Origin of the sequence: Aquimarina aquimarini (genome assembly GCF_900299535.1) — a bacterium.
In the GTDB taxonomy this organism is placed as follows: Bacteria; Bacteroidota; Bacteroidia; order Flavobacteriales; family Flavobacteriaceae; genus Aquimarina; species Aquimarina aquimarini.
Genome location: NZ_OMKE01000009.1, coordinates 36760 through 62927 on the forward strand (window position 1 = coordinate 36760; position 26168 = coordinate 62927).

The 26168-nt window shown below is 32.6% G+C and carries 21 protein-coding genes; 9 read left to right on the top strand and 12 right to left on the bottom strand.

The window, feature by feature from the left end:
- The first annotated feature begins 41 nt into the window (after positions 1-41).
- Positions 42-3281, top strand: a complete 3240-nt coding sequence (locus DG508_RS04115; RefSeq protein ID WP_108866919.1) for a VPS10 domain-containing protein — start codon at positions 42-44, stop codon at positions 3279-3281.
- 138 nt (positions 3282-3419) lie between these two features.
- Here the strand turns inward: DG508_RS04115 and DG508_RS04120 are convergent, their stop codons facing one another.
- Positions 3420-6662 carry a TonB-dependent receptor domain-containing protein gene (locus tag DG508_RS04120; protein WP_234418170.1) on the bottom strand — a complete coding sequence of 1081 codons (3243 nt, stop codon included), beginning with the start codon at positions 6660-6662 and terminating at the stop codon, positions 3420-3422.
- Between the two features lie 150 nt (positions 6663-6812).
- Positions 6813-7988, bottom strand: a complete 1176-nt coding sequence (locus DG508_RS04125; RefSeq protein ID WP_108866921.1) for a FecR family protein — start codon at positions 7986-7988, stop codon at positions 6813-6815.
- Between the two features lie 88 nt (positions 7989-8076).
- Between DG508_RS04125 and DG508_RS04130 the strand changes: the two genes are divergently transcribed.
- From DG508_RS04130 to DG508_RS04150, 5 genes are all read left to right on the top strand, one after another.
- Positions 8077-8634 carry an RNA polymerase sigma factor gene (locus DG508_RS04130; protein ID WP_159090659.1) on the top strand — a complete coding sequence of 186 codons (558 nt, stop codon included), beginning with the start codon at positions 8077-8079 and terminating at the stop codon, positions 8632-8634.
- Between the two features lie 165 nt (positions 8635-8799).
- A complete protein-coding gene (locus DG508_RS04135; RefSeq protein WP_108866923.1) occupies positions 8800-9696 on the top strand; it encodes a MerR family transcriptional regulator in 897 nt (298 codons plus the stop codon).
- Positions 9697-9714: 18 nt separating this feature from the next.
- Positions 9715-11205, top strand: coding sequence for a phytoene desaturase family protein (locus DG508_RS04140; RefSeq protein ID WP_108866924.1), 1491 nt, complete (start codon positions 9715-9717; stop codon positions 11203-11205).
- A gap of 35 nt (positions 11206-11240) precedes the next feature.
- Positions 11241-12080, top strand: coding sequence for a phytoene/squalene synthase family protein (locus DG508_RS04145; protein WP_108866925.1), 840 nt, complete (start codon positions 11241-11243; stop codon positions 12078-12080).
- 75 nt (positions 12081-12155) lie between these two features.
- Positions 12156-12557, top strand: a complete 402-nt coding sequence (locus tag DG508_RS04150; RefSeq protein ID WP_416354241.1) for a sterol desaturase family protein — start codon at positions 12156-12158, stop codon at positions 12555-12557.
- Here the strand turns inward: DG508_RS04150 and DG508_RS04155 are convergent, their stop codons facing one another.
- The 10 genes from DG508_RS04155 to DG508_RS04200 all read right to left on the bottom strand — a co-directional run bounded on the left by DG508_RS04155 (position 12558) and on the right by DG508_RS04200 (position 24529).
- Entirely contained in the window at positions 12558-13118 is a 561-nt protein-coding gene (locus tag DG508_RS04155; RefSeq protein ID WP_108866926.1) for a TlpA family protein disulfide reductase, read from the bottom strand. It abuts the gene before it with no gap.
- Positions 13119-13445: 327 nt separating this feature from the next.
- On the bottom strand, positions 13446-14357 hold the full coding sequence (locus tag DG508_RS04160; protein ID WP_108866927.1) for a hypothetical protein: 912 nt from the start codon (positions 14355-14357) through the stop codon (positions 13446-13448).
- A 74-nt stretch (positions 14358-14431) separates the two neighbouring features.
- Positions 14432-15100 carry a Crp/Fnr family transcriptional regulator gene (locus DG508_RS04165; protein ID WP_108866928.1) on the bottom strand — a complete coding sequence of 223 codons (669 nt, stop codon included), beginning with the start codon at positions 15098-15100 and terminating at the stop codon, positions 14432-14434.
- Positions 15101-15237: 137 nt separating this feature from the next.
- Positions 15238-17502, bottom strand: a complete 2265-nt coding sequence (locus DG508_RS04170) for an aconitate hydratase (protein WP_108866929.1) — start codon at positions 17500-17502, stop codon at positions 15238-15240.
- 348 nt (positions 17503-17850) lie between these two features.
- A complete protein-coding gene (locus DG508_RS04175; protein ID WP_108866930.1) occupies positions 17851-18270 on the bottom strand; it encodes a hypothetical protein in 420 nt (139 codons plus the stop codon).
- Positions 18271-18503: 233 nt separating this feature from the next.
- Entirely contained in the window at positions 18504-18971 is a 468-nt protein-coding gene (locus tag DG508_RS04180) for a lipocalin family protein (RefSeq protein WP_108866931.1), read from the bottom strand.
- 179 nt (positions 18972-19150) lie between these two features.
- Positions 19151-20107: an AAA family ATPase gene (locus tag DG508_RS04185; RefSeq protein ID WP_108866932.1), complete on the bottom strand. Its 957-nt coding sequence runs from the start codon at positions 20105-20107 to the stop codon at positions 19151-19153.
- 6 nt (positions 20108-20113) lie between these two features.
- Positions 20114-21565: a peptidylprolyl isomerase gene (locus tag DG508_RS04190; RefSeq protein ID WP_234418171.1), complete on the bottom strand. Its 1452-nt coding sequence runs from the start codon at positions 21563-21565 to the stop codon at positions 20114-20116.
- Entirely contained in the window at positions 21558-22409 is an 852-nt protein-coding gene (locus DG508_RS04195; protein ID WP_108866934.1) for a peptidyl-prolyl cis-trans isomerase, read from the bottom strand. Before DG508_RS04195 ends, DG508_RS04190 begins: the two co-directional genes overlap by 8 nt.
- Positions 22410-22573: 164 nt before the next feature.
- Positions 22574-24529, bottom strand: a complete 1956-nt coding sequence (locus tag DG508_RS04200) for a peptidylprolyl isomerase (RefSeq protein WP_108866935.1) — start codon at positions 24527-24529, stop codon at positions 22574-22576.
- 161 nt (positions 24530-24690) lie between these two features.
- Between DG508_RS04200 and DG508_RS04205 the strand changes: the two genes are divergently transcribed.
- The 3 genes from DG508_RS04205 to DG508_RS04215 all read left to right on the top strand — a co-directional run bounded on the left by DG508_RS04205 (position 24691) and on the right by DG508_RS04215 (position 26163).
- Entirely contained in the window at positions 24691-25140 is a 450-nt protein-coding gene (locus DG508_RS04205) for an SRPBCC family protein (protein WP_108866936.1), read from the top strand.
- A gap of 169 nt (positions 25141-25309) precedes the next feature.
- A complete protein-coding gene (locus DG508_RS04210; protein ID WP_108866937.1) occupies positions 25310-25555 on the top strand; it encodes a hypothetical protein in 246 nt (81 codons plus the stop codon).
- 89 nt (positions 25556-25644) lie between these two features.
- A complete protein-coding gene (locus DG508_RS04215) occupies positions 25645-26163 on the top strand; it encodes an OmpH/Skp family outer membrane protein (RefSeq protein ID WP_108866938.1) in 519 nt (172 codons plus the stop codon).
- Positions 26164-26168: the final 5 nt, after the last annotated feature.

The following is a 26168-nucleotide window of genomic DNA, read 5'->3' on the forward strand; positions in this document are numbered from 1 at the left end:
ATTTAATAGAACTTGACCAATTAATCACATAAAATCTTAAAATGAAAACTACTACCAAGTTAGCTTTGCTCTCTTTACTCACATTCTGCATAACCTTTATTATAAATGCACAAGAAAACCCCCAAAACCCATTAAACGGATTAGAATTTAGAAATATTGGTCCAGCAATGACCTCTGGTAGAATTGCTGATATTGCCATTCATCCTGAAAATGAAAACATTTGGTATGTAGCCGTTGGTTCTGGTGGTGTATGGAAAACTACAAATTCTGGGACTACTTGGAAAGCGCTATTTGATAAACAAAAAGTATATTCAATCGGTTGTGTGACTATTGACCCTAATAACCCTCATACCATATGGGTAGGAACTGGCGAAAATGTCGGAGGAAGACATGTCGGTTTTGGGGATGGTATATACGTAAGTCATGATGATGGTAAGACATGGAAAAATATGGGCTTGAAAAACTCTGAACACTTATCAAAAATCATTGTACATCCAACCAATCCAGATATCATTTGGGCAGCTTCTCAAGGACCACTTTGGAATAAAGGTGGGGAACGTGGGGTTTATAAAACTACAGATGGTGGAAAAACTTGGAAACGTACATTAGGAGACGCGGTATGGGTTGGTGCAACTGATATCCTCATCGATCCTAATAACCCAGATGTATTATATGCAGCTACATGGCAAAGACACAGAACAGTAGCTGGTTATTTAGGTGGTGGACCTGGATCAGGGCTTCACAAAAGTACTGATGGTGGAGAAACATGGAAACCCCTTAAAACTGGCATTCCAAAATCAAATCTTGGTAAAACTGGATTAGCAATGTCACCTTTTAATTCTAATGTGATTTATGCAGCTATTGAGTTAGATAGAAGAAAAGGAGGCGTATACATGACAACAAATGGTGGAGAATCTTGGACAAAACAATCAGATGCAATTGCAGGTGGTACAGGGCCTCATTATTATCAAGAAATAATCGCTTCACCACATCATGAAGGAACACTTTATTTTATGAATAATAGTGCCTTGATTTCAAAAGATCACGGAAAAACATTCACTAATATGAGTAGAACAAATCAGCATAGTGACAGTCATGCTTTGGTCTTTAAGAAATCTGACCCTAATTATTTATTGATTGGTACAGATGGTGGTTTATATGAAAGTTTTGATAATACAAAAAGTTGGAAATATGTGAGAAACTTACCTATTACCCAATATTTTAAAATTGCAGTAGATGACGCTAAACCATTTTACAATATATATGGAGGCACACAAGATAATGGATCACATGGTGGTCCATCAAGAACTATTAGTTCTGATGGCATTGCAAGTGCAGATTGGTGGAAAACGCTTGGAGCAGATGGTGCTCAGACCGCTACAGAACCAGGTAACCCAGACATTACCTACGGAGAATTTCAACAAGGCGTATTATGGAGAATAGACAGTAAAACTAAAGAAAGTGTATTTATCCAACCACAAGCAAGAGAAGGTGATCCTTACGAACGTTTTAATTGGGATGCACCTATTGTAGTAAGTTCACATAATCCTAAAAGATTATATTTTGCTTCGCAACGCGTTTGGAAGTCCGAAAACAGAGGAGATTCCTGGCAACCAATTTCAAGTGACTTAACTTTGAATCAAGAAAGAATGACTTTCCCTTATTATGATCAACCTCAAAGTTGGGATAATGCTTGGGATGTATTTGCCATGTCAAATTATAATACAATTACCTCATTAGCAGAATCACCTAAGAAAGAAGGTTTGATTTACGCTGGTACCGATGATGGGCTCATCCAAGTAACAGAAGATGGTGGAGCTAATTGGAGAAAGTTCTCTCTGAATACCATAAAAGGGGTACCCACCACTCCATTTGTAAATGATGTTCGCGCGGATCTTTTTGATGCTAATATCGTATATGCAGCTTTAGACAATCACAAATATGGAGACTACAAACCCTATATTATCAAAAGTAGTGACAAAGGAAAAACTTGGTCTTTAATTAATGGTGATCTCCCAAATAAGTTATTAATATGGAGATTGGTACAAGATCATATTAAAAAGGACTTATTATTTGCAGCAACAGAATTTGGTGTATATGTTACAATGAATGGAGGGAAAAATTGGATAAAACTAGAAGGTGGAATGCCAACAATTCCAATTCGAGATATTACAATACAAAGACGTGAAAACGATTTAGTTGCTGGATCATTTGGTAGAGGTATATTCATTTTAGACAATATTGCTCCTTTACGTGAATACAATACAAGCTTAAGCGCTACAGAGGCAAAGCTCTTTCCTGTAAAGCCTGTACAATGGTATCAACAATCTAGTAGAGTTGGTAGTCAGGGTGATGCTGAATGGATTGCAAAAAATCCTCCTTTCGGTGCTAATTTCACCTATTTTATGGCAGATAAAATTAAATCTAAAAAAGACATTAGAAAGGAAAAAGAAAAAAAAGGAACTGCTAAATTTCCAGGTTGGGATGCTCTAGAAAAAGAAAACAGACAGGACGCTCCCACAATATTTTTAATAATTAAAGATGCAAATGGGAATGTAATTAATACCGTAAAAGGCACCAATAAAAAAGGGTTTAACCGTGTAAATTGGAATCTAAATTATCCGAGTAAAAGTGGAGAACGATTACAGGTTCCAAAAGCGCAACGTAGATTTGGAAACGCTGATGTAATGGTAACTCCTGGAAATTACACTGTGACTTTAGTAAAACGTATTAATGGCTCAAATACTGTTTTACAAGGTCCTGAATCTTTCAAAGTAGAACCCTTATTTGATGATGTAGCTTTACCAAGAAAATCATTCAAGGAAATGGATGCGTTTAGAGCCGCTACTTTTGCATTCCAACAGGACTTAACAGCAACTACTATTGCATTGTCAACAAGTAAAAAAACTGTTAGCGCTATGCTAAGAGCACTAGATAAGGCCACAACACCTTCTGATGATTTGTATAAACGATTAAATACTACTAAAAACACATTATTAGATATTGAAAAAGAGCTTCAAGGGGATAAAACAAAAAGAGAAATTGGAGAACGTTCAAACCCTACAGCTAGCGATGGAAACTCAATAGCTTGGACATCTTTCGGAAATACATATGGACCAACAGAAGAGCATAAAAATTTCTTAAGCCGTGTGCAAAGTCAACTCAAGAAAGTAAAAGCTAAATTATCACCCATTATCAACTCAACACTTCCTGAACTTGAAAGTGATTTGAAAAAAACTGGAGCACCTTGGGTAGAAGGACAAGGATTAATCAAGAATTAAAACATCTCTAAATTATATAAAAAAGCCTACAAAAAAAAAGCCTGAATAAAATGTTCAGGCTTTTTCTTTTAAACTGTTCTGTCCCAAAATAAGTTGAAATTGAGCCAATCTATTTTAGGACAACTCGACAACTCATTATTATAAGCTAAAATTAATTCTTGCAAACAAAAATCTTCCTGAATATCCAAACTGAGATGTTCTTCTAGAATACACAAATTGATCACCAGCTGTTCCTCCTTCACGGTTATCATCAGGGTACACATCAAGTAAATTATTTGCACCAACGGTGATATTTAGGTTTTCAAAAACCTTTGCTGACACAGAAAGATCAGTAACTATTTTTCCTCCATACACAGCGTCATCGCTCACTAAGGCTCCTTCTACTCTAGCGTCTCCATTAAAGTCATCTGGGTCTGTAACTTCTCCAAAAAACACATTTCTCAACAATACATTATATCGTCCTATAGACAATGCATTGGTAAGACTTAATTTGGTTCTTGGCTGTGCCAACGTCAAAAATGCTTCTTCCTGAGCATCAAAAAAGTTACCACCTTGCCCTGCATTATCGATTTTTTCAGGAACTCTAATCTCCTCTACTTCTGTTTCTGCAAAAGTAGCAGACAAATCACTTTTTAAGGTAGCATCGTTTCCAAAATTAGCTTTATGTGATATTACCACATCTACTCCTTTGGATCTAGTATCAATTGCATTTACAAAAAAACGAGCACTTGTAGCTCCGGCATTATCAAATATACGGCTAAGCTCTGCATTCCCACCATTTCCAAAACTACCACTATATACGATTCTATCATCAATATCGATTAAGTATGCATCTGCTGTAACTGTAAAGTTTTGAATTTTGGTTGTAAAACCTAAACTATAACTATCAGACGTTTCTTCTTTTAATTTAACAATTCCTATCAAGTTTGCTGCTCTACTGTCATTTGTAAAGGTACCTTGCTCAAATGGTTGATTATCTACAAAAACAGTACTGGTTCTACTAAAAAATTGCTGATGTAAAGAAGGTGCTCTAAATCCAGTACTATTTGCTCCTCGTACCGATATGTTTTCTGATATTTTATATCTAGTGGCCAACTTATAATTAAAAGTATCCCCAAAATCAGAGAAATTCTCATACCTAGCTGCTAAGCTTACCAGCCATTGCTCAGTAAAATCAGCTTCAACATCTACATATCCTGCGATACTGTTTCTGTATTTATCGGTTTCATTATTAGGATCATACCCTCTAAATACCTGAGAGCCTCCTCCCAGAGGCGTTCCTGTAAAATTATTGCGTACCAATTGATCATCTGCAGTTGCACTGGTAACAGGGTTCCCATTGACATCATAACTTGTATATGACGCTTCCTCTCCTGCGGTAATACTATAATTTTCTACTTTATACTCTGCCCCCATTGCAACACTCAATCCTTTGAAAATATCTTCATGAAATTTATTGATATCAAGGTTGGTTGTATTTTGCATAAAACTTAGCCCTCCTGCATCAAAAGTTCTTGGAGTTGCAATTCCTAATGTTCCATTACTAGAATTACTAACGGTGATATCAAATATATTAATCCCATAAGTGTTCGAGAAATCAACATTCCAATCTTTAACTTTACCCTTAATTCCTAAAGAGATAGATTTATCTACAATATCGGTTCCTATATTTGGTAAAAAACCATTAGGAAAAGCTAATGTATTTGCTCTACCATCACTTTGAGCAGGTCTTCTATAAAAACCAGACGCCAGTCCTTGCCTGTAACTGATGCCTCCAAAACTATACAGCTCTGCATCATCTCCTAACGGAATCGCCATATTTGCAAAAAACTTACCTTCTCTTAATTTTGCTGTCCCTACTTTAAACCTAAAATCAGCACGTGTTAGTCCTCGTGCTGTTAATTCTGATTCATCAACATCAACATCCAACAAGCTTCTAAAAGTTTCTATATCTGTATCATTGCTAACATCTAAAGCTGCTATTTGATCTCTGGTAGCCTGATCAAGGTATCCAATACCTTGAGCCGCGGTTTGATAATCGGTCAATGTCATTTCTGCTACATTTCCTCCTCCTGCAGCAAAAACACGTTCTGCTCCATGAAACCCTCTAAAAATATCTCCTTGATAATCTCGATTACGCAATGCAGGCTCTCTAGTAGAAAGTGATCCTGTAAAATTGATAAAGCCTCCATTTTCTCCTAAAGCCAATCCGTAATTTGCTTCTAGCTTTACTTTTTCTCCATCACTACCTCCCTCAAACTGGTTAGAGTTTTCACTAAAATTAGCTCCTGTAGTTAATGTCATATCCAATTTTCCTGTTGCTTTTTTAAGCACAATATTGATTACCCCTGCAATAGCATCAGATCCATATTGAGCTGCCGCACCATCTCGCAATACTTCAATACGTTGAATGGCTGCTGTGGGAATGGCATTCATATCTGTACCTACACTACCTGCTCCTACTGTACCATTTACATTTACCAAAGCTGTATTGTGCCTTCTTTTTCCATTAATCAACACCAATACCTGATCGGGTCCTAATCCTCTCAAGGATGCAGGGTCAATATGATCTGTACCATCTGATACTGTTTGAGTTTGAGAAGTAAAAGAAGGGGCTACATAATTTAAAATCTCATTTACCGATGTCTGTGGCCCTTGTGTAGCTATTTGTGTAATATCTATGACATCTATTGGTACTGCTGTTTCTGTAGCTGTACGGCTAGGATTTCTTGACCCTACCAAAACTACATCATCTAATTGTGCCGCGGCATCTTGCAAAGTCACTGATACAAAATCTTTGCCTGACACATCGACTTCTTTAGTCTCAAAGCCAATAAAAGAAATAATCAATGTAGTATTCTCATCTGGTAAGTTAATTGTAAAATTACCTTCAAAATCTGTCTGAGCACCATTTGAAGTACCTTTTACCAATATATTTGCTCCTGGTAATGGGTTTCCAACAGCATCTTTGACACTCCCTTTGACCTCACGTTGCAAATCAACCTTAATATCTAACAGAGATTCTTTTTTTAGTATCACCTGTTTCCCCACAATGGTGTATGAAATCCCTTTATTTTTAAACAAAATTTTTAAAACTTTATCTAGTCCTTGCTTATCAACTTTGATAGTTGCCTTTTGATTTAAGTTTACCTCATCATTGATGTAAAAAAATTTGTACGATGTTTGACTTTTTATCTCCTCTAGAATTTGTGATAGTGGCGTTTTTTCAAAATTAAGTTCTATTTTGCCTTGAGAGAAGCCCGAAGCTGCTATCATTTGAAAGATTGAAAAACAAAAAAGAATTAATGTAAGTTTCATTTTTAATGTAATTGACAGGTATCCCGTGTGTGAAAACGGCATACGATTACCCTTTTTTTTCATATTTTTGAAAAGTTTGATTGTTAAGTACTCAGTTTAATAATAATCGAATAAGTAAGGGAAGTGTAGCAGCACTTCCTTTTTTTTACAAATAGATTATCGTTTCTTATTAAAGAATGATCTTTTATTATCCCAGATCAAATCTTCAATCTTTTATTCTTGATGTATTACTATTGTATTCTTGTTTATCTCATATGTAAATTTTAAAGTTTCTGAAAATATTTTTAAGATCTCCTCGATATTCTCAACATCGAACTCCCCTGTAAATCGTGTATTATTCAACCTATCATTATGACATATAATGGTTACATCATATGCTCGTTCAATCCTAGTTAATACATCTGAAAAAGATTCATTTTGTAATAGTATTTTTTTATCCATCCAAGACGTATACAAAGATGTATTTACCTTTTTTTTGCTTAAAATCTTCACATTTTTATTAAAAACAGCCTGATCATTGGGTTCTAATTGTACTCCAGAAATAGTATTCTTCTGATCTTTTACCAACACCCCGCCTTCTACCAAGGTTGTTTTCACCTCTTTATCCTCTACATATGATGATACATTAAATCTTGTTCCCAGTACCTGAACATCAACTTCTTTGGTTTTTACAATAAATGGTTTTCTTTTATTTTTGGTCACATCAAAAAATGCCTCCCCTTCTAGGTATACGACCCTATTTTCTTCTGAAGCCACAAAATTCTGAGGAAACCTTAAACTACTTCCTGCATTTAACCAAACTTTTGTACTATCAGAAAGAACAAGTTGAAACAACTTTCCTTTTGGAATAACAACTTCTACATACTCAAGAAGGGCTTCTTTATTTTTATCTGGTTGTACAACAAATTGATTTTGCTTTTTTGTCCCCAACAAATTACCATCGGTACTTACAACCTCTTTTTTACCATCAAAATCCATATAAATAACGCTACCATCTGCCTGAATAATTTTGATTTTAGTATCATCTACCAAAAACTCTGACTCTGCCACATTAGGGGATTTCTTGAGTATAGATGTATTTACTGTTGCATAATAATAGCCTCCCAAAAGTACACATACTAGTATTGCAGCATATTTCATAACTTTTTGAAAACGTCCCAGTATGAGTTTTTTAGTTTTATTTTTATCTATCTTATTTATAAAATTAATATACGCTAATTCTGAATCCACAGACTGCTCATTTGCAGACGCATACCACTCCTTCACTTCTTTTTTAAAAAGAATCTTATTGCCCTCATCCTCATTAAGCCACTCTTGCAATAATTCTCTTTCTGAAGCCGAAACGTCCCCCTGAAGGTATCTCTTAATTATTGTTAAATAATTATCCATTATCCTCTTTTTACAAATAAATGATGCAGAAAAAACAGAAATCCCCTACTTTATTTTATTTTTTTTAATTTAGTAGATGATTTTTATCATGAAAAAAAATAATCAACACATAGATGAATTACTAATCAAAGGACTTGAAAAGGGAGACCAAAACAGTTACAAAAAATTGTTTGAACACTATTATCCTTCATTATATAATTATGTTTACAAACTCTCTAGTAATTCTTATGTATCTGAAGATTTGGTTCAAAATGTGTTGCTGAGAATTTGGGAAAAAAAATCTTCCTTAAAAATCACTTCGTCTTTAAGAAATTATTTATTAAGAGCCTGTCATAATGAATTTCTTATGTACTTACGGCAACAAAAAAAAGAATATGATAGTATAGATGAGTTAAAATGGGAAGCTTTATTAGAAATACATAATACCCCTGAAGAAGACCAAACAGAAACAGATTGGTTAAAAATAGAAAGAGCAATCGAGCTACTCCCTAAAAAATGTAGAGAGGTTTTCAAACTTAGTCGCTTAGAACAAAAAAAGCATAAAGAAATAGCTGAAATTTTAGGCATCTCTACCAAAACTGTAGAAATTCATATCAGCAAAGCTTTACGTTTCTTAAAGGCAAACATTTCTGTTTTTTTTCTCTAAAACAAATCACTTATTAAAAAATAAAAACTTATAAACCAAACATTTAAGATAACTGTTTTTAGCAAAAAAAATATTCTTCAACAATTACCATCATTAATTTAATAAGCAGAAAAAAGAAAAGTCTCTTCTTTTTTTGTACTTTTGTTTAACAATATTTAAAAAAAAGTGAACAATATAAAAAAAACATTCAGCATTAAAGATTTAGAAAATCTATGTGGTATCAAAGCTCACACCATAAGGATATGGGAAAAAAGATACAATCTTCTTTCTCCTGATCGCACAGAAACCAACATCAGAACATACAATCTAAAAAGTCTTCAAAAACTACTGAATGTAACTTACCTAGTAAATAGCGGTTATAAAATATCAAGAATCTCTAAACTCAATAACCAAGAAATAAATGAATATGTGAGAAATATCATATCTTATAATGGTATTAAGGATCAGTCTCTCAATTCTTTTAAAATTGCTATGCTCAATTATGACCTTGCTTTATTCTTGAATACTTATGAGCAGTTAGAAAACAAAAAGAATTTTAGAGAAATATTTACTACCATTTTTATTCCTCTCCTCAAAGAAATTGGTTTACTATGGCAAACTAATACTATCACCCCTTCACACGAACGTTTTCTATCTAATTTAATAAAACAAAAACTTTTATTGAATATCGAAAAACTTCAATATTCTAAACCAACCAAAAACGATAAAGCATTTGTTTTATTTCTACCAGAAAATGAGATTCATGAGTTGGGCTTGTTATACATTTATTATGAAATCCTTTTACATGGATATAAAGCCATATATCTAGGAGCCAGCATCCCATTAGACAATCTTCCTCATATTCTTTCTTTACACAAGAAAACAATTTTTGTTTCTTATTTTACTATCAGGCCAGAAAAAGAAAACATCAAAGCATATACCGAGGAGTTTAATAGCATTGTTTGTAATGATACCGTTTATGATTTATGGGTGCTTGGTAAACAGGTTATAAATATCGACATCGACAGTGAAGATAATCACTATTATTTTGAATCTATCAGCTCATTGATTGCTGAGCTCTAACACAATACACTTTTTGTTATGCCAAAAAAAATAATTGTTATCGGTTCTGGTTTTTCTTCTCTATCTGCTTCATGCTATCTAGCACAATTGGGGTATGATGTAACGATTTTTGAAAAAAACGATACTATCGGGGGTAGAGCTAGGCAATTAAAAAAAGAAGGATTTACTTTTGATATTGGCCCTTCTTGGTATTGGATGCCAGATGTGTTTGAAAGCTTTTTTAATGATTTTAACGCTTCTGTTTCTGATTACTATCAATTAGACAAATTAAATCCTGCATACAAAGTTTTTTTTGAAAACAATGAAAGTATCTTAATCAAAGATACGCTAGATAAAATATACAAAGCTTTTGAGAATGAAGAAGAAGGAAGTTCTATTAAACTTAAAAAATTTATAAGAACAGCGCAGAACAACTATGACATTGCTATCAAAAATTTGGTATACAGACCTGGTGTTTCACCATTAGAATTGGTCACCAAAGATACTTTGATGAGGGTAAAACAATTTTTTAGTACCATTTCAAAAGAAGTACGCAAAGAGTTTAAAAATAAAAAGCTAATTCAGATACTTGAATTTCCTGTATTATTTCTAGGAGCAAAACCCAGTGACACTCCTTCTTTTTATAGTTTTATGAATTATGCTGATTTTGGACTAGGAACTTGGCATCCCAGAGGAGGTATGTATCAAGTTATACTCGGCATAAAAAAACTGGCTGAATCTCTAGGGGTAACCATTTGCACAAATTCTAATGTTGAAAAAATCCTAGTCAAACAAGGAAACGCTACTGGAGTTATTGTAAACTCGACTACTATAGCATCAGACATGGTACTGTGTGGTGCTGATTATCATCATGGAGAAACCTTACTACCTCTTGAATACAGGCAATATTCTGAAAAATACTGGGAAAATAAAGTTTTTGCACCATCGGCATTACTTTTTTATGTAGGTTTTAACAAAAAGCTAGATAATGTTCATCACCATAATTTATTTTTTGATACTGATTTTGATCAACATGCTAAAAATATTTATGATCAACCTACATGGCCAGAAGAACCTCTTTTTTATGCTAATTTTACTTCTATAACAGATCCTACATCTGCGCCAGAAGGAAAAGAAAATGGTTTTTTTCTAATTCCATTAGCCCCAGGAATAGAAGATACTGATGCACTTAGAGAACGTTATTTTGAGAAAATAATAACTCGTTTTGAAAAACTTACTAATCAAAATATCAAAAACGCTATAATTTTTAAAGAATCTTTTTGTGTAAAAGACTTTATCAAAGAATATAATTCTTATAAAGGGAATGCTTATGGAATGGCCAACACTCTTTTGCAAACCGCTTTTCTAAGACCTAAACTAAAAAGTAAGAGAGTCAATAAATTATTTTTTACTGGGCAACTTACAGTCCCAGGACCTGGTGTACCCCCTTCTCTTATTTCTGGAAAACTCGTGGCTGGATTAATTGAAGCTCAACAAAACATCAAGAAATCACAATTTATTACAACATAAAAACTCATTGCATTAGACCACTAAACTAATTGATTATGAAATTAATTTTTGATACTGTATCGTATAGTTGTAGCAAGATTGTTACCAACTCATATAGCACTTCATTTTCTCTTGCCTCAAAAATGTTATCTGGCTCAATACGACAAGACATTTATAATATTTACGGATTTGTACGGTTTGCAGATGAAATTGTTGATACTTTTCATGCATATGATAAAGAGCGTTTATTTAACGATTTTGAACAAGATATGTATCGAGGGATCAAAGATAAAATAAGCTTAAATCCAATTATAAATTCTTTTCAAAAAACAGTACACCAATACAATATCACTCCAGATCTATACGAGGCTTTTATGAGCAGCATGAGGTTAGACCTACATAAGACCAAATACCTAACAGATCAAGAGTACAAAAAATATATTTACGGGTCTGCCGATGTAGTGGGCTTAATGTGTTTGAAGGTATTTGTAAACGGAGATCAAGCTAAATACGATGAATTAAAGCAAAGCGCAATGTATTTGGGATCAGCTTTTCAAAAGGTTAATTTCTTACGTGATCTAAAATCCGATCATGAACTTCTGGATAGATCTTATTTTCCTAATATTGATTTAAGTCAATTAAATGAAGGCGCTAAATCAAAAATTATTAAAGAAATAGAAGAAGATTTTGACAATGCTCTAAAAGGAATTCTAAAACTTCCTGTAGAAGCTAAATTTGGAGTTTATATGGCTTATGTATACTATAAAAAACTATTAAACAAGCTTAAAAAAACTCCTTCTCTAGAAATAAAAAACACCCGCATACGAGTTTCTAATTATCAAAAAATTCAGTTACTCGCCAAATCTTATTTTGATTATCAATTAAATCTAATTTAGCCGTATTTTTATATAAAAATCTATCTTGTGAAAATTCTTATTCAGCTTTTAGTTTTTTTTACCACTTTCTGTGTTATGGAGTTTATGGCTTGGTTTACACACAAGTACATAATGCATGGTTTTTTATGGATTCTTCATAAGGATCACCATCATAAGGATCATGGTAACTGGTGGGAACGTAATGATTTATTTTTTATCTTTTATGCTATTGTAAGTATGTCCTGTATTTTATTTCACCACCCACAAACTTTCTGGCTAGGAAGACCTATCGGTTTTGGGATATTGGCATATGGAATTGCTTATTTTGTAGTACATGATATTTTTATACATCAACGCTTTAAATTATTAAAAAAGACTAATAATCGATATGCTAAAGGACTAAGAAGAGCACATAAAATGCATCATAAAAATATAAAAAAGGAAAAAGGAGAATGTTTTGGCATGTTATTCGTTCCTTTTAAATACTTCAAAAAATAACTACTGATTCAACAGGCTATCAATTGTTTCTCTTACTTTGGTAGTATTCCAATCTGCCGCACCTACTTTATCAATAATTATATTTCCTTTTTTATCTATCAAATAAGTTGCAGGTATTGTTTTGCTTATAAAAGGCTTAGGATGCTCAGATAATGACCGATATATTGGGTAGTTATAGTTTTTATTTTTCATAAACTTATTTAATTCTGGATCATCATCTGTAGTAACAAAAAGAAACACAACTTTATCTTGATAATCATTATACAGTTTTTGCAAAGAAGGCATCTCTGCAATACATGGCGGACACCATGTTGCCCAATAATTAATCAAAACAACTTTATCTCTGGCTGTATCAAAATTAATAGAAGGTGTATTCACCCCATGTAGTTTCCAGTCATAAGTTGCTACTTTTTTTCTTTCTTCTACTTCTACTATACTAGGACTAAAAGAAAAAATTCTAGTTAGAAATATTTGCATCATTCCTCTAGTGTTAGGAATAAAAAATAGCACCAATATGATTACAAAAATTATATTAGAAATCTTTTTTTTCTCAAACTTCATTCGTTTGGCTTTTATACTTTACAATTAAACAATTTTTATAACTACTGGTCAATCCTCTAATCAATTTTAAAATTAATTATATAGTCACTTACTCTTTCTATCAATATTTAATAAAATCAGTACCGATAATTCTGTCTTAGAACCTGTATTCTACTTACAAAGTTATATAAATAATTATACCTGCAACGAGATTTACAAAGTCTTACTTACATCATAACAACAAAAAATTAATGGACTAAAGGTTATCAATTTATACTTGACGATAAAAGCGCAATCAAATTTATTGATTGCGCTTAAGAAAAACTAACAAAAATACTAATGAACTAACTATCTAGAGATACTTCCCGTAGGAAATGAATCACTATTAAGTTCAAAAGCATAACTTGTGGGTGCTGTTTCTGTACCTGCTGTTCCTACCAAAGGTTTTAATAAGAATGGTGCTGCGGCATTATCTGGAAAAGGTTCTACCGAAATTACAACGGCTTTCCCTCTAACATCTAATGGAAATGTTACTCCATCTGGTTCATTTCTAAAAAAGTCTTCTCCTGGCAATTGTGGTCCGTTTGAAGCTGTCTCACTAAATCCATCACTAGCACCTGCATTATCGTCTGCAGTATTACCCATTGTAAATGTACCTGTAGAAATTGGCACTCCTTCTGATACTACCCATCCTTCATATTTCCAACCTGCATCAAGAACTGGCAGTGTAAGAGTTGCTACTGGTGGCATTGCTGGGGTTCCAAACCACACTCCATATTCATCATTACCGTTATTAGCAGTCATAGGAGCTTCATCTGTTGGTGTTCTTAAAAAGAAATCCCCTGTCGAGTCTAAGAAATCTCCTTCTGTTATTACCGGACCTAATCCTACGGTCGCAGTATTACTAGTACCAAAATCTCCTTTTAAAAGTTTTGTATCTGCTGGTGCAGGATCTGGATCTGGGGTTGGCTCAATAGTCAATACAAAAGATGTAGCCGCATTCAATGACTCTGTATTTACCGCAAAAGAAGTACTAGATAATTCTCCGTCACTATTTACAGAAAATGTACCTGTAGAAATGGGGTCTCCATTAACAATGATCCATCCTTCATACAAATAATCATTTCCTAAATCTTCTAAACCATTAAGATTAACTGTCAAATTTGATTCGGTAGATACATTACCAGAATCATCATCATCGCTACAAGAAGTGGCAACACATCCCACTACCAAAGCACCTATAATTGCTTTTTTAAACATTACTTTTATTTTTATAATTATTACGATTATAAAAATAAAGACAACTAAGCTCTTAAAATGTTAGCCATCTAACATTAAGCAACATTTTTTAATCGAATCTCTTTTCTATTGAAATCAATGATATTAGATTCTTTCAATTCGTTCAGAATAATGTTTAATGTCGGTCTGGAGGTTCCTATGAGATGGGCGATATCTTTTTGAGTATATGGGTGCTCTATTACCATATCTCCTGTATGAGGACAACAATGCCCATAATCTTCCTTAAGTTCATTCAAGAATTCTAGCAATCTTGTTTTGGTGTCTTTAAACAGAAGTAATTGTAATCTTCTTTCTAAACGCTTGAAACGCATACCTATAAACTTATAGATTCTTAAACTGAAAGATTGATTGTCTTTCATAAGTTCATGCATAGTTTCTACTCCAATGGGGCATATAGAGGTAGTATTATCAAGAGACTGAGCAAACTCTGTTCTTTTATTTTCTCCTAGAATTGCTTTTTCTCCAAAAATTTCTCCTTTGATAAGAATTGCTTTTATTACTTCATGTCCATCTTCTCCATAATATCCTATTTTTACTTTTCCTTTTTCTATAAGATAAATTTTATTAGCAGAATCTTCTTCAAAATAGATATAATCATTCTTTCTATAAGCATCAAAATCATGATCTTTTTTATATTCTTTAAACTTATGCGGACATAATATATTGAAGAGGTTTGCATCCTCAAAGAACCAAATAGTACTCATGACAATGTATGTTTTAAAGTGTTAGTTTACAAAATTAGAACGCAAAACATAGAAATTCCTTACATTATTGATGTAAAAAACTCCTTAAAACTTTGTTTTAAGGAGTTCTTATTTTTTACATAAAAGAGTCTATCTTCTTATGCATTTTCCTTTTTTATAAGGTTTAATGCTGAACCTTCTTTAAACCACTCTATTTGAGAATCATTATAAGTATGATTTAATAAAATTAAGTCCTTGGAATCATCAGAATGAACAACCTCTAGTGTTAATTGTTTTCCTGGGGCAAATTGCTCAAGGTCTATAAAGTTAAAAGTATCGTCTTCTTGTATCAAGTCATAATCATTTTCATTTGCAAAAGTCAATCCAAGCATCCCCTGTTTCTTAAGGTTTGTCTCATGAATACGAGCAAATGATTTTACAATTACAGCGCGTACTCCTAAATGACGTGGCTCCATAGCTGCATGCTCTCTTGATGACCCTTCTCCATAGTTATGGTCTCCCACTACTATGGTAGGCACTCCTGCTGCTTTATAAGTTCGCTGTACATTTGGTACACCATCATACTCGCCATTCAACTGACTTTTTACAAAATTAGTCTTCTTGTTATAAGCATTTACTGCACCGATCAAGCAGTTGTTAGAAATATTATCTAAATGCCCTCTATAACGCAACCATGGTCCTGCCATAGAGATGTGATCTGTAGTACATTTACCAAATGCTTTTATAAGTAGTTTGGCTCCTGTAATATTTTTTCCATCCCAAGCCTTAAACGGGCTTAACAATTCTAATCTTTCTGATTCTGGATTTACTACTATTTCAACTCCAGAACCATCTTCTTGCGGTGCAAGATAACCTGCATCTTCTACATCAAAACCTTTTGGAGGTAATTCCCAACCTGTAGGCTCATCCAACATTACTTCTTCTCCATTCTCATTGATTAGTTTATCTGTAATCGGGTTAAAATCTAACCTTCCTGAGATTGCTACTGCGGCAACCATTTCTGGTGAAGCAACAAAGGCATGTGTATTAGGGTTACCATCTGCTCTTTTTGCGAAGTTTCTATTAAAAGAGTGTATAATCGAATTTTTTTCTTCTTTACTTGCTCCTTCTCTTGCCCATTGACCAATACATGGCCCACATGCATTTGTAAATATTTTTGCGTCTAATTTTTCAAAAATATCAAGTAAACCATCTCTCTCTGCAGTAAATCTTACTTGTTCTGACCCTGGATTGATACCAAATTCAGCTTTAGTTTTTAATCCTTTATCTACTGCTTGTTGCGCTATTGATGCTGCTCTTGATAAATCTTCATAAGATGAGTTGGTACAAGATCCAATTAACCCCCACTCTACTTTAAGTGGCCAATCATTAGATTTTGCTTTATCTGTCATTTCTCCAACTGGTGTAGCTAAATCTGGTGTAAACGGACCATTTACATGAGGTTTCAATTCTGATAAATTAATCTCTATAACTTGATCAAAATATTGTTCTGGATTTGCATATACTTCTGGATCTCCTGTAAGATGTTCTTTTACCTGATTTGCAGCATCTGCTATATCACTACGATCTGTAGCACGTAAATAACGTTCCATAGATTCATCGTATCCAAAGGTAGAAGTTGTTGCTCCTATTTCTGCTCCCATATTACAGATGGTACCTTTACCTGTACAGGACATAGATTCTGCTCCAGGTCCAAAATACTCTACAATAGCTCCAGTACCTCCTTTTACGGTAAGGATACCTGCTACTTTAAGGATAACATCTTTTGGTGCTGTCCAACCGTTAAGTTTTCCAGTTAATTTTACTCCTATCAATTTAGGAAACTTAAGTTCCCATGGCATTCCTGCCATTACATCTACGGCATCTGCTCCACCAACTCCAATAGCAACCATTCCTAATCCTCCTGCATTTACAGTATGTGAATCGGTACCGATCATCATACCTCCTGGGAATGCATAGTTTTCTAATACTACTTGATGAATAATTCCTGCTCCTGGTTTCCAAAATCCAATTCCGTATTTATTGGATACTGATTCTAGAAAATTAAATACTTCATTACTTGTATTTAAGGCTGTTTGTAAATCTTTATCTGCACCTACTTTTGCCTGAATCAAGTGATCACAGTGCACTGTTGTTGGTACTGCTACTTTTGTTTTACCTGCTTGCATAAATTGCAATAATGCCATTTGAGCAGTTGCATCTTGACAAGCGATACGATCTGGTGCAAAGTCTACATAATCTTTACCACGAGTGAACGCTTTCTGGGAGTCATTACCCCACAAATGCGAATACAAAATTTTCTCTGCCAGAGTTAAAGGTGTACCTGTTATTTCACGTGCTGCGTTAACACGATCTGATAACTGATCGTAAACCTTTTTAATCATATCGATATCGAATGCCATATCTATTATTTTTTATATTGAAAAGTTCTGCAAAAATACGAATTTTAAAGGATTTTCTTAAATGAATGCTTCTTATCAGCTCTTTTTGCTTTTTTAAAAAAATATAGGCTTTCATTTATTGATATCCATAAATTTAATTTATGAATTTTACAAAATCAATAAAAATTAAGATAAGAAAATAACTCGCTCTAAAACGAAGTTACGAAAACGTTATAGTTATTCTGTTAAAATTTACTCATTAAGTGAGATTTTAATGCTCTGAAACTTACTCTGAGACAATTTATTTATAAAAAGTATAAGTGAGGTTCTAGAACCTCACTTATACTTTTGTAAGAAAACCTAATTTTATTAGTTTTTCTTCTTTTCATGCCTCTTCTTTTTAAAGCTTTCATACTGCTCTAATTGAACTGCAGTAAGTGTTGCTTTAAACTTTTCATTTTCACTCTTCATTAATTCCCTATGTTTTTTAAGCATCCCTTTTTGCTCTTTATTCCATGTACTTTTCAAGGCTTTTCTTTTTCCTTTTCTTGAGAGGTCTTCATTTTCTACAATTGCCAATTGTTCTTCTGTAAAGCTATCATGCATTACTGCTCGTTGTTTTTTTCTGAGCGTTCTTTTATTATTTAATTGTTCTTTCTGAGTTTCAGACAGGCTTTCATAAAATTCCTTTTTTAGTGCCTTATGTTCTTTACGGCTTACATCAGGTTGTGCAGATACTGTAATAGCACTTATTACTAATGCTATAAAATATATTATACTATTTTTCATTTATTTCTTTTTCAATATTAAACTTATGTATTAATTATCCTGAACGTTCAATACTAAGACTGATACATTCTAAAAAGGTTTAATATTGAAATAAAACAAAAATTAAGAAAAAATTGTTATGCCGTAAACTCTCTATAACCAGTAAGGCACTTCTTTTTAAGAAGTGCCTTACTGGTTATACTTATTATTTTAACTAACTTATACAAAGAGCTACCAATGCTAATAGTAGTTTTTTAACGTATATAGTGGATATAATATGTTTCTGGATTTCCTTGTTCGTCAGTTTGTGAAGCAGATAATATTAAATTGTTCATGTCCAATCGATCAATATTTTCTTCCAATTTTTCTTCAAAATTAGTCCCTTCGAATTTAATTGTTCTTTTAAGTATTTCCCCTTCTATTTTCCAAGTTCCTTTTTCATCTACATTACCATCAACACAGGTATCATTCTCTAAGAAAAAGTCTGATTCATAAAAAGTATTATCCTTAGAAAATTTCATGAAATTCATATCTTCACACCCACTAAGTTGATCGGCTACAAAATTATTATTTACAATCAATCCATATTCTTTTATATTCCAGGTATCAGACACTAAAATCTCTGTTTGAGTCAAATCTACCGAATTATCATCATCACTATTACAAGATACCATTAGACCTAAAGAAATAACAGCTACTAGTTTTAAAAAAGTTTTTTTCATTTTTTTATTTTGGATTTTTATTAATGCTAATTAGACTAACATTGAATATATATGTCAGAACAGAATAAAATGTTACCTTATTTTTGTTCTTTTTTACCTACAAAGAATACGCTTCTATCAATCAAACAGATAGATTACAAAAAAGTTCAAAAGTGTTATGTGGTTTACAAAAATTAGTTTTAGAACAAACTACTAATAATATCTTCTATGCTTATTCCTTCTGCTTCTGCTTTATAATTTTTTATCATACGATGGCGCAAAATCCCCATTGCTACTGCTTGTATATCTTCTATATCAGGAGAGAACTTACCTTTTACAGCGGCATTTGCTTTGGCTGCAAGAATAAGATTCTGAGAAGCTCTTGGACCTGCTCCCCAGTCTATATAATTTTTAACCAAATCGGTTGCCGTTTCTTCATTAGGCCTAGTTTTACCTACCATTTTCACAGCATATTCAATTACATTATCTGCTACAGGAATACGGCGTATCAACTGTTGAAGGTCTATGATTTCTTGTGCTGTAAATAATGAATTAATTGTTTTTGTAGTACCACCTGTAGTGCTTTTTACCACCTCTACTTCCTCTTGAAAACTTGGATACTTTAGTTCTATAGCAAACATAAATCTATCCAATTGTGCTTCTGGAAGTGGGTATGTTCCTTCTTGTTCTATAGGGTTTTGTGTTGCCAATACAAAATACGGAAGGTCTAATTTATAATGGTGTCCTGCTACAGTGACTGATCGTTCTTGCATAGCTTCAAGAAGGGCTGCTTGAGTTTTCGGAGGAGTACGGTTGATTTCATCAGCCAATATAATATTAGAAAATATTGGGCCTTTTATAAATTTAAAATGTCTTGTTTCGTCTAATATTTCACTTCCTAAGATATCACTAGGCATCAAATCTGGTGTAAACTGAATTCTTTTAAAATCCAATCCTAAGGCTTGCGAGATGGTATTAACCATTAGCGTTTTGGCTAATCCTGGAACACCTATTAGCAATGCATGCCCTCCTGAAAAGATCGAAATAAGAATTTGATCGATTACCTTTTCTTGCCCAATAATTACCTTAGAAATTTCTTTTTTAAGTTCTGAATGTTTTTTTACCAGTTTTTCTATAGCCGCTACGTCTTCTGACATATTTTTTTATTTTTTTAACCAGTTACCGCTATATTCACAGTCTCTGTACTCTCCATTAATTTTTATATAAGTATCCATTATTTTCTCATTCTGCCACTTACGAATTGCATCAATTTGTTTTTTCCTCTTTGCTAATTCCTGTATTTTAAGATAATCATTAGCATAATCTGCTATATGCTCATCGTATCTATTAAGGACCGTTATCAACTTAAACTTTTTTCTACCTTGACGATCTTGATCAGGAATTACTAAAGAAACTTCATTGGTTTTTAATTTAGATACTTGATCATACAATATAGGATCAATTTTGGTAAGTTCAAAATGAGTATCCCCTGTTGTTGGATTTAATAATTGTCCTCCATCTTCACGAGTTTCTTTCTCGTCACTAAACTTTCTTGCTGCTTCTTGAAATTTGATAGACCCAGAAACAATACTTGTTCTTACAGAGTCTATTAATCTTTTGGCTTCTGTAACGCTTTCTCTGGTAACATCAGGAATAAGAAGTATATGTCTTACATCTATTTCTTCTCCTCTTATTTTATCTACTTTTACTATATGCCATCCAAAATCAGTTTTGAAAGGTTCACTCACTTCTCCTTCTTGTAAACTAAAAGAAACATCTTTGAATTCTTTTGCAAAATTTGTCTTGCGATCTAATGTATATTTTCCTCCAGTAGATTTTGATCCTGGGTCTTGAGAATATAATACTGCTTTGGTTGCAAAACTACTTCCGTTTTCTACAATATCTTCTCTAAACTGACTTAAACGATCTATTACTTTTTGTTCTTCTTCTTGTGGTATCTCTGGTTCTATTACTATTTGAGCTAATTCAATCTCTGTACCAAAAAGTGGTCTTTCTTCTTCTGGAATATCATCAAAAAATTCTCTGACTTCTTCTGGCGTAATCTCAATACCTTCTATAATCTTAGCTCTCATTTGCTCAGATAGTCTGTTTGATTTATTGATCTCGAAAAGTTCTTTTCTGAAATCTGAGATATTATCTTTTTTATAGAAGCTCAATACTTTCTCTACTGTACCTAATTCATTGGTCATATAAGCCAATTGCTGATCTACCATAGAGTTAACTTCAGCATCTTTTACAATAATACTGTCTTGTACTGCATGATGCGCGTATAATTTACTCTCAAATAAACTACCTGCAAGTTCACAGCGACTTACATCTGATGAAGAAACCCCCTCACTCACTAATTGTTTATATGCAATATCTACATCACTATCTAATAGTACGTTTTCTCCAATTACTGCTGCTACACCATCTATTTTCATTTTCTGAAAAGGTGCTTTCACTGTATCTGTTACTACTGCAATTGTATCATTTGTAGCAATATTTGCTACAGCAGAAGTATCTTGTACTACTCCTTCTATAACATCTTGGGCATAAATCTGCGTACTTATATTAAAGGTAAGTAGTGCACAAAGTGCGGTAGTTTTAATCATAAACTTCAAATTGTTTGTTCTCAACTGCATCTCTTGTAATATCTTTTTCTATTTTTTTTATCAGCTCCAGTTTTCTTTTATTCAATATAATTTGTCTTATCGTGGGTTTTATGTATTCTAGCGGAGCTACCTCACCACGCCTTAACACTTCTTTCATTTTTACCATATACACTCCTGTAGAATCACTAAGTTGTATATATTTCCCCTTTTTTAAGAGCTTTGCTTTATCTTGTTTTTTCAGAATCGGAATTTTGTGTACTACCTGCTCCAACTCTACCCAAACAGAATCATTTAATGAATATGTAAGAAATTCTAGTTTTTTACTCTCTAGTTCTTCAACATCTTCTTCTTTAAAACGATTTAATTGCTGTTGCGTTGCAACAATGTTTTCATAATCTGGTGGCAAATGTAAGTAACGTAATTTTACTATCTCTTGATTAAGATTAAAATTTTTTAAATTTTGATCGTAATAGGATTGAAGATCTTGCTCTGTAATCTCCATATTTATAGATTTTTTGATCACTGCATTTTTATATGCATTGATGTATAACGTGCTTTGGTAGCTTTCTACAAGGTCCTCAAATTCTTTGAGTTCTTCTTCGGTAAGGTTTAATTTTGCTTTATCTATAAACAATTGGCGGGTTGCCCATGTCTTAATATAACTATTTACAATATTTGTACTATCCTGTTCTGAAGCGTTTTTGGGTACTAAATTTTTGATATCCTCTTTATACAAGTACGCATCATTTACTCGGGCAATAGTTTGTTTTTTGGAGTTATTTTTTAATTTCTGACATGAAGTAGCTATAATGAATAATAGCAGTAGTAGTTTGTAGTATTTCATTTTTTTATAATAATCTGAGAATCATAACACATAACCTTTATTCATAAGAATTCAAGGTTATTTTTTGCGTGGGTACTATTATTTTTATGATTTACTCAAGTATTTCAACCTTTATGATGTTACCTATAGTACAGGGGTTTACATTTTTAAATCCCAAAAAACACCTATATAGACAACTCTTTTTTTGCTTTCTTTAATATTTTTTTATTAACCTTTACAGAGTACTTTTCCTTAAGTTCATCCAGCCATTTTTCTTCAATACTTTGTTGGTAATCATTAATAACCTCTCCTCTTATTTCATCAAAAGTTTTAATTCGGGAAGGTAAAATTTCTTTAACCATTATCAAAGTAGTGAAATTTTCTTCCTCCGAAATGGTTATTGCTCCTATTTCTTTAGAAAAATTATTAGAGCCATTACTTCTACCTTTGCTCAATATTTCTTCTGAGAACAAAACTGTCGTACTAGCTTCTTCTATTTCTTTTTTTACTTCTTCTATAGTTTTTTTCTCTTTCAATAACTTCTGAACTTTTAAAATCAAATCATGCTTTGATGACGATGCTTTAAATATTTTATAAGCTTCATTTTGTTTATAGTTATTTTTATGCTTTTCGTAATACTCTTTTATCGCTACAGAATCAGTTTTAGCCGCATTCCATATCTTGGATTCCATAAGATCAAAAAGTAAGAGGCCGTCTCGATACTCTTCTATTACATTTGCAAAATCTACATTATCTTCTTCCAAATGTTCTTCATAATATTGTAATAATGTAGAAGATTCAAACTTGGGATACATTTCATCTATATATGCTGATGGGTTGGTGTATCTACGTATTCCTATCCGATTATTCATTAAAAAATCAATAAAATCCTTATAGGTATACTTTTCCTTTTTGATACTAAAAAGTTCTTTTTCTATCTCTTTATCTTTTTTCAGCATTTCCCATTTTTCTTCAGAGAATGTATCTGGGATATTTTTTTTAAAAAATGTTATAGCTTTTTCGTTTTTGCTAACAGCATATTTCTTTCTTAATGAATTGATAAAAGATTCTGTAATTAATTTTGATCGACTATCTCTTTTTATTCTTTTAGCAAGATTATTTTTTTGTTCTTCAAACGTTCTTGGTTTATGTTTTTCTATAAGCTTAATAATATGCCAACCGTATTGTGTTTTTAATGGTTCAGAAATTTCATTTTTCTTTTGCAAAGCAAATGCCGCTTGTTCGAATTTTTGTGAATTCAATGCCCCTTGTGCAAATCGCTTGAGCATACCTCCTTTTATTGCAGTACTAGGATCCTCACTATATTGTTTTGCTAAGGCAGAAAAAGAGACTCCCTGTGCCAATTGTTGATTGATTTCTATTATTCTTTTTTCTGCTTCTTCAGAAGTACGATTAGCATTTATAGCAACCATTATATGAGCAACTGTAACTTCTCCTAGCTTTTTTTCTCTACTATTTACTTTTACAATATGATATCCAAATTGTGTTCTAAATGGTTTAGACACATCTCTTATTTTTGTTGAATAGGCAGCTTCCTCAAAGGGATAGACCATTCTAAATGCAGAAAACCACCCTAAATTCCCATTATTTTTAGATACAGAAGGGTCTTGACTATATGTTTTGGCTACTATATCAAATGCTTCTCCTTGATCAATTTTCTTTTTTGCTTCTATAATTTTTTGATAGGCTGCAATTGTATCTTTTTCTGATGCATTAGGTTTTAGCATAATCAATATATGACTTGCATTTATCTGTTCTAGAGAACGCTCATAAGCTTGTTTCAACAAAACCTCAGACGCCTTATTATCTGTAAGATACCCTTTAACCAATTGTTCTCTATACCCTTCTAATTCTGAAACATACGCTTCTTTTTTATCAAGCCCTAAATGTTCTGCTTCTTTGAGCTTCAATTTATAGTTTACAAATAGATCAAAATATTTATCTATATTTTTCTGAGAATCGTCTTTAACCAAATCTATATTTTTGAGATATACTCTTTTAAATTCTGAGATATATACTGGAGATTCATCAATGGTAAATAGTATTTCTTTTGATTGTTGCGCATGAGTTTGCATCAAAAAAATACTTCCTAAAAATAATAATAACGCCTTCTTATACATAGTTTCTATATGGTGAAGTCCTTAACTGAACAAAAATAACAATATTAAGATGTTTTACAAGTTCTTCTTCTAACGAAGTAATTGCACTCTATAGTATTGACTTGTAGTTTTTTTATATTATAGACCTAATACAAACTCAAAAAACAAATAGTAATTTTATCATGGAATATACTCTTGACATCGAACTCAAGCTCCCTAGAAACCAAGTAGTTGATTTATTTAAAAATGAAGAAAACATGAAATATTGGCAAAAAGGTTTTGTAAATATGACTCTTCTTAATGGTCAAAAAGGAAAAGCTGGAGCTGTATCAAAATTAACTTACATAATGGGAAAGCGAAAAATTGAAATGGTTGAAACCATTACTCTATTAGATCTTCCTACTGCAATTCATCTTACCTTTGATGCTAAAAACATATACAATATTCAGGAAAATTATTTTGAAGAACTTGCCAACGGGCATACAAAATGGATATCTAAAAATGAATTTAAGTTTAGTGGTTTCATGAAAATTATGGGTTTTTTAATGCCTGGGGCATTCAAAAAACAATCGTATAGTTATATGAAAGATTTTAAAGCCTTTGCAGAAGATGGTAAAAGTGTAAATAATTAATCCTAGTTATGTTCTTTTTACCCTCTTTTACTTATTTACTTATATACTAGACTGATTCTTCTTATCTTTTAAATTAAAGACTACAAAAACTAACTAGTTATTCTTATTGCGCATTCATGATATGCCTCTTTTAACTTAACTTTGGGGTATTCTTAATTTGATATCTATTTTGGAAAAAACGCAAAAATTAAAACTGATTTGGGATTTCAAAGGTCCTGCTGCCAGTAAAACAGCTCAACATCACGAAATTCACCTGAAAGAGTATATTACTATAGAAAAGTTATCTCTTAATATTACAGGATTTCAAGACATCAATGATATGCATAGTATAGCATATATGGTGGTTATGAATTCTGAAATGAAGGCAGTGAGAGATGCTTTAAAACCTCATCGAGGGCAATTGTATCAGGAGTAAGGTTTTTAAAAAAAATAATTCGTGGCATATATATTGTTTCAGACCTTATATATTTGCAAAAATTTAAAAATCAGTAAACAAAAAATAAAATGAAAAAAGTAATCGCATTAATTCTGGTTTTGGTTGCCAGTTTTCAAGTAAACGCTCAATCAAAAACAGGAAGTATTGACACTGAATTTATTCTTTCTCAAATGCCTGAACTTGCTAAGGTTCAAACTGATCTAAAAGCTTACAACACAAAACTTGAAGAAGGGCTAAAGGTAAAGGTTGAAGCTTATCAAGCAAAAGCAAAAGAATATCAGGAAAAAGTTGCTTCTTTTACTGAGCCTATGAAAAAAACAAAGCAGGAAGAGATTATTGCTTTAGAAAATGAAATCGCACAATTTCGTCAAAACGGTGCTAAATTGGTGCAAATAGAACAAAACAGATTATTACAGCCCTTATACCAAAAAATCGGACAGGCTCTAGAAGAAATTGCTAAAACAGAGGGATATACTCAAGTTTTTACAGTGACTACAAGCGGACTAGCTTATATCGATCCTAAGTTTGACGTAACCAAAACAGTGATGACAAAATTAGGTATTGAGATCAAAGAGCCTAAGAAATAATTAGG